The following is a 252-nucleotide window of genomic DNA, read 5'->3' as shown; positions in this document are numbered from 1 at the left end:
CGTGGGCACTGCCCGCAAGAGCAGCGCAATGCCTTGTTTCAGGTGGATAAATACCGTTCTGAGTAACCTGAAAACCGCCACCGGCGGAACCTACCATGCTTTCAATTTCGATAAATATGGTTTTCTCGGCTCTATGCCGTTTTGAGTGGAACTGGACAGCCGGCACGGTAGATGGTAGATCGCAACGGAGCGGCGGCTGGTTGTAGTGGATTGGCCGGAAGGTTTTTAAACTTGGACATGCGAAGGTAGGCG

General features: G+C 52.8%; 1 pseudogene. It reads left to right on the top strand.

From position 1 onward, the window contains the following. A pseudogene (locus tag F1735_RS37225) lies at positions 1-118 on the top strand (IS1595 family transposase); the annotation flags it as partial. Positions 119-252: the final 134 nt, after the last annotated feature.

The sequence above is a fragment of the Massilia genomosp. 1 genome (genome assembly GCF_011682185.1).
GTDB classification, from domain to species: domain Bacteria; phylum Pseudomonadota; class Gammaproteobacteria; order Burkholderiales; family Burkholderiaceae_D; genus Telluria_A; species Telluria_A rubra.
The sequence above is the reverse complement of the archived record's forward strand: the minus strand, read 5'-3'. Positions and strand labels throughout refer to the sequence as shown.